The sequence below is a fragment of the Bacillus bingmayongensis genome (assembly GCF_000299035.1).
In the GTDB taxonomy this organism is placed as follows: domain Bacteria; phylum Bacillota; class Bacilli; order Bacillales; family Bacillaceae_G; genus Bacillus_A; species Bacillus_A bingmayongensis.
The window spans coordinates 749,006-764,449 of record NZ_JH921517.1 but is presented as its reverse complement, the minus strand read 5'-3'; the positions used below and the strand labels follow the sequence as shown (position 1 = coordinate 764,449).

General features: G+C 36.6%; 11 protein-coding genes. All 11 read right to left on the bottom strand.

Annotated elements, in window-relative coordinates; genetic code table 11:
• Nucleotides 1-407: 407 nt before the first annotated feature.
• On the bottom strand, nucleotides 408-2,339 hold the full coding sequence (gene mutL, locus Y7E_RS0110995) for a DNA mismatch repair endonuclease MutL (RefSeq protein WP_017151306.1): 1,932 nt from the start codon (nucleotides 2,337-2,339) through the stop codon (nucleotides 408-410).
• A gap of 8 nt (nucleotides 2,340-2,347) precedes the next feature.
• The gene (mutS, locus tag Y7E_RS0110990; protein WP_017151305.1) at nucleotides 2,348-5,020 is read right to left on the bottom strand and encodes a DNA mismatch repair protein MutS; all 2,673 of its coding nucleotides are present in this window, start codon (nucleotides 5,018-5,020) and stop codon (nucleotides 2,348-2,350) included.
• 180 nt (nucleotides 5,021-5,200) lie between these two features.
• Nucleotides 5,201-5,743 carry an outer spore coat protein CotE gene (gene cotE, locus Y7E_RS0110985; protein WP_017151304.1) on the bottom strand — a complete coding sequence of 181 codons (543 nt, stop codon included), beginning with the start codon at nucleotides 5,741-5,743 and terminating at the stop codon, nucleotides 5,201-5,203.
• A 130-nt stretch (nucleotides 5,744-5,873) separates the two neighbouring features.
• Entirely contained in the window at nucleotides 5,874-6,305 is a 432-nt protein-coding gene (locus Y7E_RS0110980; RefSeq protein WP_017151303.1) for a YlbF/YmcA family competence regulator, read from the bottom strand.
• A gap of 3 nt (nucleotides 6,306-6,308) precedes the next feature.
• On the bottom strand, nucleotides 6,309-7,838 hold the full coding sequence (gene miaB / locus Y7E_RS0110975; RefSeq protein ID WP_017151302.1) for a tRNA (N6-isopentenyl adenosine(37)-C2)-methylthiotransferase MiaB: 1,530 nt from the start codon (nucleotides 7,836-7,838) through the stop codon (nucleotides 6,309-6,311).
• A gap of 400 nt (nucleotides 7,839-8,238) precedes the next feature.
• Nucleotides 8,239-9,105, bottom strand: a complete 867-nt coding sequence (locus Y7E_RS0110970) for a 2-oxoacid:ferredoxin oxidoreductase subunit beta (RefSeq protein ID WP_017151301.1) — start codon at nucleotides 9,103-9,105, stop codon at nucleotides 8,239-8,241.
• Nucleotides 9,092-10,849: a 2-oxoacid:acceptor oxidoreductase subunit alpha gene (locus Y7E_RS0110965; protein ID WP_017151300.1), complete on the bottom strand. Its 1,758-nt coding sequence runs from the start codon at nucleotides 10,847-10,849 to the stop codon at nucleotides 9,092-9,094. The genes Y7E_RS0110970 and Y7E_RS0110965 overlap by 14 nt, the downstream gene beginning before the upstream one ends.
• Before the next feature lie 257 nt (nucleotides 10,850-11,106).
• Nucleotides 11,107-12,069 carry a dipeptidase gene (locus Y7E_RS0110960; protein WP_167321106.1) on the bottom strand — a complete coding sequence of 321 codons (963 nt, stop codon included), beginning with the start codon at nucleotides 12,067-12,069 and terminating at the stop codon, nucleotides 11,107-11,109.
• Between the two features lie 23 nt (nucleotides 12,070-12,092).
• Nucleotides 12,093-12,353 (bottom strand): stage V sporulation protein SpoVS, encoded by a 261-nt coding sequence (spoVS, locus tag Y7E_RS0110955; protein ID WP_000404341.1) that lies wholly within the window; start codon nucleotides 12,351-12,353, stop codon nucleotides 12,093-12,095.
• 148 nt (nucleotides 12,354-12,501) lie between these two features.
• Nucleotides 12,502-13,296: a TIGR00282 family metallophosphoesterase gene (locus Y7E_RS0110950; protein ID WP_003199419.1), complete on the bottom strand. Its 795-nt coding sequence runs from the start codon at nucleotides 13,294-13,296 to the stop codon at nucleotides 12,502-12,504.
• A 198-nt stretch (nucleotides 13,297-13,494) separates the two neighbouring features.
• Entirely contained in the window at nucleotides 13,495-15,057 is a 1,563-nt protein-coding gene (gene rny, locus Y7E_RS0110945; protein WP_000099780.1) for a ribonuclease Y, read from the bottom strand.
• Nucleotides 15,058-15,444 lie beyond the last annotated feature (387 nt).

Genomic DNA, 15,444 nt, shown 5'->3' with positions numbered 1-15,444 from the left:
ATCTCATCATCAGTCTACATTTTAATAATCATTAAATTATAAGGATGAGTGACGAGAAACATGTTTAAATCAACTAGGTTTAATCTAATACATTTTTTAATGAAACAGTGCTTTAATACAACAAGGCCTTCAAAAACGACCAAACTTTTTTATAAATAAGTTAATCTATCACAATAATTTATCAAACAATTGCATTATTCAATGTACAACTTTCTTTTAAATTCACAATTATTGAACGCTATTAATTAAGATGTATCCAAACAAAAACAAAAAAATAAAAAACAAGGCATAACTACGCCTTGTTTTTTATAAATTAACATTAAGTTTTAATAGTTTAATCTAATATTTTATTATACAATGTCCATTTTTATCTCAGTAAAGATAATTTTCACCTCAACACAGCACCCCTACATCACCCGCTTAAACATCTTCTCCAGTTCATACGTCGAATGATGTACAAGTATAGGTCTACCGTGCGGACACGTATAAGGATTTGTTGTTGTGCGAAGTTCTTCTAGCAAAGCAAAAATTTGATCGTTCGTTAAATATTGGTTTGCTTTGATCGATGCTTTACAGCTCATCATAATCGCTGCTTCTTCACGCAGTTTTTTTATATCGACTTTTTTTAGTTTGACGACTTGCTGCATCATTTCATCGATGATCTCTGTTTCCTTTCCTTTTGGAAACCATGTTGGATGCGAGCGAACAATAAAAGATTGATGGCCGAATTGTTCTAGGAATAATCCTACTTTTTTTAATTCCTCTAATTGTTCTTCAACACGTAAAAATTCATTGAGAGATAAGTCAATACGATATGGTACAAGTAATTCTTGTACTTCTTGCGTAACCTGCCCTACTTTGTCACGGAAATATTCATAATTGATTCGTTCTTGCGCCGCATGTTGATCAATCATATATAATCCTTTATCATTTTGGGCGAAAATATAAGTTCCATGCATTTGCCCAATTGGATAAAGCGGTGGTAAATCATTTCCGTTCATTTTGACTTCTTGGATTTCTTCTAATTCCTCTAATTCAAAGTCTTCATCGCTACTGTCCCAGTCTTTTTCTTCTTGAAGAGGCTCTTCAATGATTGGTTTAGACGGTTGCCAATTATTTTCTTCTCTTACTAAAGACTCAGGAGATTGCCATTCTTGCTTTGGTGGTTGCCAAAGTAGATTTTGGTTTTGTGGTTTTGCTTGAACTTCTTCTTGCTTTTCATCCATCCCAGTCGGTAAGACAATATTGGGCATTGGTGGTTCTTTCGGTTTTGTATGTTCAAAATGAAATTGCTCTTGTACACTTTCATCTTTTTCTTTTTTCTTCGTTGTAACACCAGCATCTGGAATTAACTGAATCTTTTTAAAGGCATCCTGTAATGTCTTTTCAATTAATTGCAGTAATTCCTGCTCTTTACTGAAGCGCACCTCTAATTTCGCTGGATGAACGTTGACATCAACTAGCATTGGATCCATTTCAATTGATAAGAAACCGATTGGATAGCGACCAACTGGAAGTAATGTGTGATATCCTTGCTGAATAGCTTTCATTAAGACATAGTTACGAACGTAACGACCATTTACAATCGTTGACATGTAGTTACGAGATGCTCTCGTTACTTCAGGTAACGTTACATAACCACGAATTGTAAAGTCTAATGATTCTACTTCAATTGGAATCAATTTTTTCGCAACTTGAATACTATAAATTGCGGCAAGAACTTGTCTCACGTCACCATTTCCTGATGTATGAAGCAATTTTTTCTCATTATGAAACAGTTTCAAAGATACTTCTGGATGAGACATTGCAATGCGATACACAATGTCTGTAATATTCCCAAGCTCTGTATGAATTGTTTTCATATATTTAAGACGTGCTGGCGTGTTAAAAAACAGGTTTTGAACCGTAATGTCCGTTCCTTTACGGCTCGCTGTTTTTTCCTGCTTTATAATGTCTCCGCCTTTAATAATCAGATGCGTACCCGGTGCATCCCCTGTACTTGTAATGAGCTCTAGTTCACTAACAGATGCGATACTTGGCAATGCCTCACCACGGAAACCTAACGTCCGTATGCGAAATAGATCATTTTCATCCTTAATTTTGCTTGTTGCATGACGTTCAAATGCAACAATACAATCTTCTTCAGCAATGCCATCTCCATTATCAATGATGCGAATTTTCGATAATCCAGCTTCTTCTAAGTGGATTTCAATAGATGTACTATTCGCATCGATGGAATTTTCGACAAGTTCTTTTACAACTGAAGCAGGGCGTTCAACTACTTCCCCTGCCGCAATTAAGTTGGAGAGTTGGTCATCGAGTTTGCGAATTTTCCCCATCTACTTACTCATCCTTTCTTTAGCTTTTTCTGTAAACGATACAATTCATTTAACGCTTCTAAAGGCGTCATATCAAGTAAATCGATTTTTTTAATTTGCGTTAATACAGCTGTTTCTTTTTGATCAAACGTAGGCTTGTCTTCTTTTTTCACAGGCTGTTCTGTAGCAAAGAAAGATAGTTGTGATTCTGCAGAGTCTTCTTTTTCCTCTGGCAGTGGTTCTGATTCTTCTTTTACAACTACTGGTTCTTGGACAATTTCTTCTTGTACTTTCACTTCCGTTCGTTTCGGAATAATGATTTCCTCTTGTCCTTCTAGCTGGGCCAATACTTCTTTTGCACGCGCAATTAAGCTATCTGGAAGCTCTGCAAGCTGGGCAACATGAATACCATAACTTTTATCCGCTGCACCGTCTTGAATCTTATGCAAGAAAACAACATTTCCGTTTTCTTCAATAGCTGAAACGTGTACGTTTTTCAGTTGCTCTAAGCTTTCTTCTAATACAGTTAACTCATGGTAATGTGTTGAGAATAGTGTCTTCGCTCCAATTTGGTCATGAATATGCTCGATGATTGCTTGTGCGAGTGCCATACCGTCATACGTAGATGTACCGCGTCCGATTTCATCAAATAAAATTAAACTTCTTTCTGATGCATTTGCAATCGCATTTTTTGCTTCTAACATTTCGACCATAAACGTACTTTGACCTGAAATTAAATCATCTGCTGCACCAATTCTCGTAAAGATTTGATCGAAGACTGGTAATATAGCTTCTGTTGCAGGTACAAAGCAACCGATTTGCGACATAACAGTAACAAGTGCTAATTGACGCATATACGTACTTTTACCAGACATGTTTGGACCTGTAATTAAAAAGACATCCATGTTTTCAGGCATCACACAATCGTTCGGAACATACAATTTGCCGTTCAATACTTTTTCTACAACAGGATGGCGCCCATCTTTAATAAAGATTTCACGCTTATCTGTTAAAACTGGCTTTACAAATTGTTCTTCTTCACTCACTGTAGCAAAACTTTGCAGTACATCTAGTTCACTAATCACTTTGGCTAGATGCTGTAATTTCGGAATAAACACTTTTACTTCTTCACGAAGTGCAGTAAATAAATCATATTCTAACTGTACAATTTTTTCTTCTGCCTCTAAAATCAATGTTTCTTTTTCTTTTAATTCATCTGTAATGAAGCGCTCCGCATTTGCAAGCGTCTGTTTGCGCTCATAACGCCCTTCTGGAAGCGAAGCAAGGTTTGCCTTTGTCACTTCAATATAGTAGCCAAAAATACGGTTGTAACCAATCTTTAACGATTTAATTCCCGTAATGTCACGTTCACGTTTTTCAAGCTCTGCAATCCATGTTTTTCCGTTCTTACTAACATAACGATATTCATCTAGCTTGTCATTATAACCATCTTTTATAATATCCCCATCTTTTATAGACAGCGGCGGGTTTTCTTGAATACTTCTATCTAGTAACTCTGTTAAACTTTCACATGGATCAACGCCTTGAATTAATCTTGCCGCATAAGAATTATCTATCAAACTAACCGCCTCTAAAATGGTCGGAACCTGCAGTAGAGAACGTTTTAATTGCAGTAAATCGCGCGCATTAACGCTACCATATGCGACTTTTCCCGCTAAGCGCTCTAAGTCATACACTTCTTTTAGTTTTTCTTTTAAATCTTCACGTAAGAAATAGTCATTCACAAATGTTTCAACCATTTCTAAACGCTCTTCAATCTTGTCTTTTTGTATAAGCGGGCGTTCCATCCACTGTTTTAACATCCGTCCACCCATCGCTGTTTTTGTTTTATCTAATAGCCATAGGAGGGATCCTGTTTTCTCTTTTGTTCGAAGGGTTTCTGTTAACTCTAAATTACGCTTTGAATGCACATCAATTTTCATAAATTGATTTGTATAATAAATATCTACTGGCTGTAAATGATCTAATGAACGTTTTTGCGTTCTTAGTACATAATTCAATAAGCGCCCTACTGCTGTAACTAATTTCGTTTGAGTTACATTTCTCACAAGATGCTGTAATCCTTCAGGAACTTTCGTTTCATCTTCATAAGAGATTGTCATCTTTAATGTTTCCGTCAACTTGTTTAGCTCATCTTTTGAAAATGTAGAATCTACAACAATTTCTTTTGAACCTGTTGCGTAGACTTCTAATAATACATCTTCTACAGAACCTGTTAACAATGTGACTGTATTTTGCCCTGTTGTTAAATCATTACAAGCTAATGCATAAGAGCCATCTTCAAAATGAGTTAACGCAGCTAAGAAGTTATTTTCTTTTTCATCAATCGTCCGCCCCTCCATCATGGTTCCTGGCGTAATTAATTGAACGACTTCACGACGTACAACACCTTTTGCTGTTTTCGGATCTTCTACTTGTTCACAAATTGCAACTTTATATCCTTTTTCAACAAGCTGTTCAATATAATTTTTCGCAGCATGGTACGGAACACCACACATCGGTATTCGATCACTACTTCCACCATCTCGGCTTGTTAGCGTAATTTCAAGTTCATGAGCTGCCTTAACCGCATCTTCAAAGAACATTTCATAAAAATCACCTAAACGAAAAAATAAAAAGGCATCTTGATAGTCTGCCTTGACCTTTAAATATTGTTGTATCATAGGGGTATACTGAGCCATTTGTTTCCTCCATACTTCATAAAAATGTGCTATATATTATATGCCGTACTTCACGGACAATTTTCTCTCCACTTATAGGAGTCTCTCTTCATTATAGCACATTTCCGATACAAAACAGTTCTATTCAATATCACTTATACTATGTAAAAAAGCTAGGAAGAATTTCTTCCTAGCCTCTTCTTACTCTTCTTCTGCATCTACAATAAAGTTTGGATCTAACTCTTCAAATTCATCATCATCTACTTCAAAGTTATCCTCATCCTCTGGACATCCATCTGGATTTACATTTACACAAATTTTTGTTTCACCGACAACTTCTGTTACAAATTCACGCTCTACAGTTACAACAATTTTATTACCATTTGGTGAAACGATTGCTTCTAAACAATTTGGATGTTGAATAACGCGGGCAATAATTTCTAAATCTTCACCTGAAAAGTTTTTGTCACGATATCCAACATTCACTTCATCCGTGTAACTAACACGTTCTGTTACAACTTCTGTTTTTGTGTTTTCATCAAATGAGTACCACGTATTCACATCGTAGTATCCTTCAATTTCTACAGACTTCCCATTCTTTCTCGCTTCATATGTGTGATTAATTACCCAACATCCGAGAATACTTGTCGGCTCATGATTTGATTCACATGTATGCGTTGACTTTGTATACTTACGTCCTTTTCCCACTACCGCTTTTGTAATAATCTCTCTAAATTCGGACATTCGGAACCCTCCTCAATCAATATTCACTTAATCATATGCGTGACAATAGCGGAATGTGTCATTCTTTTTTTGACAAAAGACTATAGAGCAGAATAAAAACAAAAAAAGAGATGTCCATAGGACATCTCCCTTAACAACCACAGTTGCCTTTTTTACTCTCTACTTCAGCACCTGTTTCGCCTTTTAACACATTGCCACCAGTTGAAATTAAAATTTCATCCGTGACGTTATTAGAAATGGTACTTGCTACAAGTTGCAGTAAATCATTTACATATGTTTGTGAAGATTTAAATTCCTGTACAACCGGAATGCTATCAAGTTTATCTTGCAGAGCATCTATTTCCGCTTCTACTTTTTTCAACGCTTCCCATTTTCCATAATGCTGTAAGTTTACTGCTTGTTTTTGCAATGCTTTAATTTCATCAATTGCATATTTTACATTTTCATTTTTATGAATTTGTGCTTCCGCACGTTTAAAGAAATCCACTTCTTCTGTTTCAGAAATCATTTTCGCTAATTCTTTCGCTTGCTCAACAATTTCATCTTTTGTATAAACTTTCATCTATTATTTCACCTCGATCGGCTCCTCAACCAATTCCCCGTTTAGAGACCAAGTTTTTGCTTCTGTTACTTTTACTTTTACAAGCTGACCGATTGCAGATTTTGGAGCTACGAAGTTTACAAGCTTATTTGCACGCGTATAGCCTGCAAGCACATCAGGATTATTCTTACTCTCTCCATCAACTAGTACTTCAACGATTTGGCCTTTATATCGTTTATTCTTTTCCATAGAATACTCATTAACTAATGCATTTAAACGTTGTAAACGCTCTTTTTTTACTTCCATCGGTACATTATCCTTCATTTTTGCAGCAGGTGTACCTTCACGTGGAGAATAAATAAATGTAAATGCACTATCAAAACCTACTTCACGATATAACGACATCGTTTCTTCAAACTGCTCATCAGTTTCATTTGGGAAACCTACGATAATATCAGTTGTTAATACTGCATTCGGGATCGCTTCTTTAATCTTACGTACAAGTTCTAGATAATGTTCTCGTGAATATTTACGTGCCATAATTTTTAGCATATCTGTACTTCCAGATTGCACTGGTAAGTGGATATGTTCAACTAAATTACCGCCTTTTCCAAGCACCTCAATTAAGTGATCATCGAAATCACGCGGGTGACTTGTTGTAAAACGAACACGTGCTATATCAATCTTACGAAGTTCATCCATTAAATCGCCAAGACCATATTCTAAATCTTCAAAGTCTTTACCATATGCGTTTACGTTCTGACCAAGCAACGTAATTTCTTTATACCCATTTGCCGCTAAATGACGGACTTCATTAATAATATCTTCTGGGCGGCGACTACGTTCTTTACCACGTGTATATGGTACGATGCAATATGTACAGAATTTGTCGCATCCATACATAATATTTACCCATGCCTTAATATCACCACGACGCACCTTCGGAAGGTTTTCAATTACATCCCCTTCTTTTGACCATACTTCAACAACTGTCGCTTTTGAGAACATCGCATCTTTTAAAATGTACGGCAAACGATGAATATTATGTGTACCAAATACCATATCTACATGTTGGTTTTTTTGCATAATTTTGTTTACAACAGATTCTTCTTGAGACATACAACCACAAACACCGATTAAAAGATCAGGGTTTCTTTGTTTTAATGGTTTTAAATGACCAAGTTCACCAAATACTTTATTCTCAGCATTTTCACGAATGGCACAAGTATTTAATAGAATCACATCTGCATCTTCTGTCGAAAATGTTGGTTCATATCCAAGCGCTGTAAAAATACCAGCCATTACTTCTGTATCATGCTCATTCATTTGACATCCATAAGTACGGATATAAAACTTTCTTCCAGCACCAAAGTTACGAAACTCTTCTGGTAAACCAAAATCACGCTCGATTTTCACTTCTTCTTTCCCGCGTTTTTTCGCATCCTTCAAGGAAGGTGGCTGATATACACTTTCAAAGTATTTGCTATAATCTTTTTCTTCTTTTTTCATAGAAGAATTCGCTTGTTGACTTGCTAATCGTTGTTGCTCGTTCATGGGTAATCTCCTTTCAACCTTAACTATACACACTCTGTAGTCCATTTTAATGACAATCAGACCCATCTTAAAGATTAGAATAGTTTGAGAGATGGCTTGCCCCTTGAAACCCAAGTAATCGATCTAACCATCCATAAGAATGGGGTCTTCCCGACACCAATAGACATTCCCTTTTTTGTTGTTTTAACCTTGTCCTTTAAAAACATATTACTTTATTTCTATACACACTATCATAGTATAAGATGTTTATCCAAATTTAACAACAAAGAGACAGTATCATACCCACGTACTACAGCGCACAAACTAATTTTTTCTGACAAGACGATACACTACCATTTTATCATTCTGAATTTTCTGAGTAAATAAAAAAAGCTGCCGTTAAGCAGCTCTTTTATTATAATTACATAAATTCAGCAACGAGTTCATCGAACATTTTTTGATCCATCTGTAAATCAGCTTGCACTAAAGGTTTTTCACTATATCCCTTTACAAGTTCTTGGTAAGAAGGCTGTTCTGTATTTTGATAAATCAATCCCGTTACTAAACCTTTGTTTTCCATCAATGTTTGCATAGCAATCATACGATTAGATGGATCGTATCCTTCTACTGTGCTTAGTTTTGTTAAATTCTCTTTAAACCAATCATACGTATTTACTTTATTATAAGTTACGCATGGGCTAAATACGTTAATTAAAGAGAATCCTTTATGCTTAATACCAGCTTCAATTAGCTGTGTTAATTCTTTTAAATCACTAGAGAAACTTTGTGCAACAAATGTCGCACCAGCTGTTAATGCCATTTCCATTACAGATAATGCTGGCTCAATTGAACCTTGTGGTGTACTTTTCGTTTTAAATCCTGCTTCACTACGTGGTGAAGTTTGACCTTTTGTTAAACCGTAAATTTGGTTATCCATAACGATGTACGTAATGTCGATGTTACGACGAATTGAATGAATGGTATGTCCCATACCGATTGCAAAGCCATCTCCGTCACCACCAGATGCGATGACCGTTAAATCACGGTTTGCCATTTTCACACCTTGTGCAATTGGAAGTGCACGTCCATGAATACTATGAACGCCATATGAATTGATATAACCTGAAATACGACCAGAACAGCCGATACCTGAAATAACAGCTAAATCATCTGGATTTAAACCAACGTTCGCAGCTGCACGTTGAATTGCCGCTTGCACTGAGAAGTCACCGCAACCTGGACACCAGTTTGGTTTTACGCTGTTACGAAAGTCCTTAAATGTTGCCATTTAATACAACCCCTTTTTTGCATTCGTTGTAAATTTCTTTTGGTAAGAATGGATTTCCGTCGTATTTTAACAGACTAGAAATTTTCTCTCCACTGCCAAGATTCATCTTCATAATGTTAGCAAGCTGGCCTGTTGCATTATTTTCCACAACAACAACGCGCTTTGCACTCTTCACAAGTGGAAGGATTTCATGTGTTGGAAACGGATGAATTAAACGAACATGAGCATGATTTACTTTTAATCCTTCTTGCTCTAAACGCTCCATCGCTTCTTCAATTGCACCACGAGTAGAGTTAAAACCTACTAATAATACATCAGCGTCATCATACTTGGCATTTTTGTATACAGGGGTATTAAATTTTAGATTCTCCATTTTACGGAAACGTTTGTCCATTTGTGCTTTACGATTCAGTGCTGATTCAGATGGTTTACCAGTTTCATCATGTTCTACACCTGTAACATGATGAACACCATTTTTCATACCAGGTAAAACGCGTGGTGAAACACCATCTTCTGTTACTTCGTAACGTTTAAAGTAAGCTTTATTTTCACGCTCTGGTAACTCTGCTTGTAAATCAAGCTTACCGCGGCGAATTTCTACTCTGTCTAACTTCAGTGGTTCTACTGTTTGTTTTCCTAAAGAAAGCTGTAAGTCTGTTAAGAAAATAACAGGTACTTGATATTCTTCCGCTAAGTTAAATGCTTCGACAATATCATAAAACGCTTCTTCAACAGTACTTGGCGCCATTACGATTTTTGGAATTTCACCATGCGTACCGTAAATCATTGCCATTAAATCCGATTGTTCTTGTTTTGTTGGTAAACCAGTACTTGGACCACCACGCTGTGTATCAACGATAACAAGCGGTGTTTCTGTAATACCAGCTAAACCGATTGCTTCCATCATTAAAGATAGACCAGGTCCTGCTGATGCTGTTAGTGTACGTACACCAGCATAGTTTGCACCAATTGCCATTGTACAAGCAGCAATTTCATCCTCAGTTTGGATGACTGTTCCGCCTACTTTTGGAAGTTTTTTAATTAAATATTCCATAATTTCAGATGCAGGTGTAATTGGATATGCTGACATAAAGCGAGCACCGCCAGCTACTGCTCCGAATGCAATTGCATCGTTACCAATCATAAACATACGTTTTTGACCATCAGCTTTTTCAAGCTGCATCATGTTTACTTTTTCACCAAGCAATTCTTTCATGTATTGAGAGCCGCGTTTAATTGCTTCCATATTCTTCGCAACAACTTGCTCTCCTTTGCGGCCGAAAATTTCATCAACAACTTCTAGATATACAGTTTCATCTAATCCTAATACTGCACTAGATGCCCCGACAGCAACCATGTTTTTCATTAATGATGTACCTAGCTCAGAAGCAATATCTGTAAACGGTATTGCATATAGATTTACATCTGAATTTTCTGGTATAGTTGGATTAAATTTTGCGTCTGCAACGACAATTCCACCTGGTCGTAGTTCGTGGAAGTTAAAATCAATTGTTTCTTGATCAAAAGCAATTAAAATATCTAAATCATCTGATATTGCGCGTACTTCAGTTGTACTTACGCGAATCTTATTATTTGTATGACCACCCTTAATTCGTGATGAAAAGTGGCGGTAACCGTATAGGTAATACCCTAAGCGGTTTAATGCAATACAGAAGATTTCTCCTGTACTTTCAATTCCTTCACCTTGTTGTCCTCCAACTTTCCATGAAAGTTGACTAATCATCTCCTACACCCCTTTTGGCTGCATTCATTGTAGTGTATTTTTTTACAGTAATAGTGTAGCACTTTTTATGCAAAGAAACTACAATGGACGCAAATTATACCTCTTCAGACTTACCTGAATGTTTTGCGTAATCTTAATTCGTCTACAATTCTAGCCTTACAATGAAAAAAATGCAATATTTCGGCTTGATTTTATTCAAATTTTTTAATTTTTCTAACTTCTTATTTTAAATCGAAAACACAGCATAAAATAAGTCTCTAAAAAGAAATATGATTAATAAAATTATTATACAGAAAACTTTGGACATTCGTTTCACTGTATCGCTTACTCAGTTCATTGATTACATATTCATAACGCCGATATGCTTCCACACCGACAACCGTTTCTGTGATACCATCAAAATCCGAACCAAATCCTATATTACGCTCTCCTCCAAGTGAACAAATGCGTTCCACATGCCGTAATATGTCATCCATATAAGCAGGTCTATGATTGGTTAAAAACTCTGGAACGAACGTTACACCAATTACACCATCTTTTTGAATAAGTGCTTGTACTTGTTCATCCTTCAGATTACGCGGGTGCTGACAAAGCTCATAACAATTTGAATGTGATGCAATTGGATATCGAGCAATTTCCATCACATCCCAAAATCCTTTTTCATTTAAGTGAGACATATCTGTCCATAAACGAAATGAATTCAGCTCTTCTACAATCTTCTTACCAAAAGTAGTAAGTCCAGCTCCTCTTGTTTCCAGTGCTCCATCAGCTAATAAATTCGCATGATTCCACGTGAGTCCCATAGAACGGACTCCTAAACGATAGAGAGTGCGTAATTTCATCATGTCTTTTCCAACTGCTTCGCCACCTTCTAATGTTAAAATGGCGCCGACTTCATTTGGTCCTAACTGCTCTATATCTTTTTTTGTCTGAATCAATTTCATGTTTGGTAACGATAAAACCTGCTTATAAAATATATCTACCATAGCTAGCGCGGCTTCAAAACGTTGTTCATATGGTACTGTTTCAGGTACATATATCGCAAAGCATTGTACACTTCCCTTTCTTTGCTCCAATTGTTCAAATGTAATATGTAAAGACGGATCATTTTGAAAATCCTTCTTTCCTTTTGCATTCCATAGTTGCCATAATACATCACAATGTGCATCAAACACTTTCACTTTTATTCCTCCTTCTCCATAAAAACAACCTGTTTGCATAAAAGCAAACAGGTTGTTTAAACTTAACGAGGTTCTACAATTAATTTTATTGCTGTACGTTCTTCACCATCAATCATAATGTCTGTAAAAGCTGGGATACAAATCAAATCCAAACCACTAGGCGCTACAAACCCTCTTGCAATTGCTACTGCCTTCACGGCTTGATTTAATGCACCTGCGCCAATAGCTTGGATTTCTGCTGTTCCGCGTTCGCGAATAACTCCAGCAAGTGCACCGGCTACAGAGTTAGGGACCGAAGTTGCTTTAACTTTTAATATTTCCATTCCTCGTTTCCTCCTCGTTTCTTTAAAAAGTATTAGCGATTATTTCACTTTAACTTATATTCACGAGGAAAGACATGTATTCCTGCTAAATTTCTGTAATTTTTCTAAAAAATTAAAATATAATGTTTTTTCTAACTTTTAAATAATATTATTCAAAAAATGGCTGATCATCATTGATTAAAATACGTTCAATTTTTTTCGCTTTTCCTGTATTCGGATCCACATCAATTAATACTGCACTTAACTGCGTTCTCCCATTTGTTACTTCAAAACGTACAGGTAAATTCGTTAAAAACTTCTTCAGTACAGCTTCACGATCCATACCTAAAATCCCATCATATGGACCAGTCATTCCAACATCTGTAATGTAAGCTGTCCCGCTTGGTAAAATACGATTATCTGCTGTTGGAACATGCGTATGTGTGCCTACTACCGCTGTAGCACGTCCGTCTACGTACCAACCAAGTGCTTGTTTTTCACTTGTTGTCTCAGCATGAAAATCAATAAAGATAATATTTGTGCGCTTTTTCGCAATGTTAATTAATTCATCCACTTTTCGGAACGGACAATCAATTGGCGGAAGGAACGTACGTCCTTGTAAGTTAATTACCGCTACTTCTGTACCGTTACAATTTACAAAAATAAGTCCTTTTCCTGGTGTTCCCTCTGGGAAATTGGCTGGTCTTGCAAGATATTTTGCATCATCAATAAATTCAAACACTTCACGGTTATCCCAAGCATGATTCCCAAGCGTAACTGCTTGTGCACCACACTCTAAAAAGTTTCGGTAAATTTTCTCTGTAATACCACGACCACCTGCAGCATTTTCTCCATTAATAATTGTTACTGTAGGCGTATATTTCTTTTTTAACGCCGGTACGTATTGTTGAATCATACCTCTTCCAGGGGATCCTACTACATCTCCAACAAATAAAATTCTCATATGTCTTACCCTTTCTATGTACTACTTATTTTATTACTACCTTACAAGCTATTCACTTATAAGAAAAACAAACTGCTCATTTAAACTTTTCTTCTATTCTAGCCAATTAGAATTGAAATTGGATAAAGCTGATTTGCAAGCGTTTTATTTTATATTGCCCAATCCCAACACAAAAAAATAAAGTGGTGTTTCACCACTTTATTTTGCGTATTCCACTGCACGTGTTTCACGAATAACTGTTACTTTAATATGTCCTGGATAATCCAGTTCATTTTCAATACGTTTTCGAATATCACGTGCTAAACGATGAGCTTCTAAATCATCAATTGTATCCGGTTTTACCAAGATGCGAACTTCGCGTCCTGCTTGAATTGCAAAGGATTTCTCTACTCCTTCATAGGATTCTGAAATCTCTTCTAACTTTTCAAGACGGCGAATATAGTTTTCCAGTGTCTCACTACGAGCTCCTGGTCTTGCAGCTGATAACGCATCCGCTGCTGCAACTAAAACGGCAATGATAGAAGTTGGCTCTGTATCACCATGGTGAGATGCGATACTATTAATAACAACTGGATGCTCTTTATATTTCGTTGCGAGTTCAACACCAATTTCAACGTGACTTCCCTCTACTTCATGATCAATTGCTTTTCCGATATCATGCAATAGACCTGCACGTCTCGCTAACTTTTCGTCCTCGCCAAGCTCAGCTGCCATAAGCCCTGCTAAATACGCTACTTCCATAGAATGTTTTAACACGTTTTGACCATAACTTGTACGGAATTTCAAACGACCTAAAATTTTGATTAAATCTGGATGTAATCCATGTACACCTACTTCAAATGTCGTTTGTTCTCCCACTTCACGAATATACTCATCCACTTCACGTCTTGACTTTTCAACCATTTCCTCAATCCGTGCTGGGTGAATACGCCCATCCTGTACGAGCTTATCAAGAGCGATACGAGCAGTTTCACGACGAATTGGATCAAATCCTGATAGGATTACCGCTTCTGGCGTATCATCAATAATAAGATCAATACCCGTTAACGTTTCTAGCGTACGAATATTACGTCCTTCTCGTCCGATGATACGTCCTTTCATTTCGTCATTTGGAAGATTTACAACCGAAACGGTTGTTTCAGCAACATGATCAGCTGCACATCTTTGCATTGCAAGAGATAAAATCTCTTTTGCTTTCTTATCCGCCTCTTCTTTCGCACGAACTTCACTTTCTTTTACCATAACGGCAATTTCATGAGAAATTTCACTTTCCACTTTCCCTAAAATGATTGCTTTCGCTTGTTCGCGTGTCAGATTGGAAATGCGCTCTAATTCCGTTTGTTGCTTTTGAACTAACTCTCCCACTTTGCTTTCCAACTCTTCAATCTGTTGTTGTCTCGCTACAAGAGATTCCTCTTTCTTTTCTAACATTTGCTCGCGCTTATCGAGCGTTTCGTCTTTACGATCAAGGTTCTCTTCTTTTTGCATTAAACGATTTTCTTGTTTTTGTAATTCGCTTCTACGGTCACGAATTTCTAATTCAGCTTCTGTACGAAGTGTATGAATTTCATCCTTTGCTTCTAAAAGCGCTTCTTTCTTAAGTGCCTCTGCTTCGCGATTTGCATCTTCTAAAATACGTCTCGCTTCGTTTGCTGCACCATTAATCTTCGCTTCTGCAATAGACTTTCGAACAAAAAAGCCAACAACTGCACCGACTGTTGCAAGCAAAATGGAGATGAGTACCCAAACTGTACTACTCATGATTTCACCTCCCCTTGCTATGAATGAAAAAAGACTGTCGGCATGTACATTGATTTGCAACGTACAGCAAAGACCGTCGCCCCGCTTTTTTAAGGGATTTTCTTCATTTCACAATTAAAATGTCATATTATTATTTCGAAAAGGTATAGAACCTACTCCGAATGTTACTTCTCTTCTAGAGAAGAGTGTATCGTATATAAGAAAAAATATACATTCTCATTGTATCTATCGCATTTTTCATTGTCAAGCGTTGTCTACTTTTACTTTCTTTACCTTTGTCATGTAAATCTTCTTTTAACGAAGAAAGTTTATATTCACCAATGATGACAACCCTTACCAAATCAGTTCTAACAAACGAGAGGATCTTAACGAAAGATTTTGCTACAT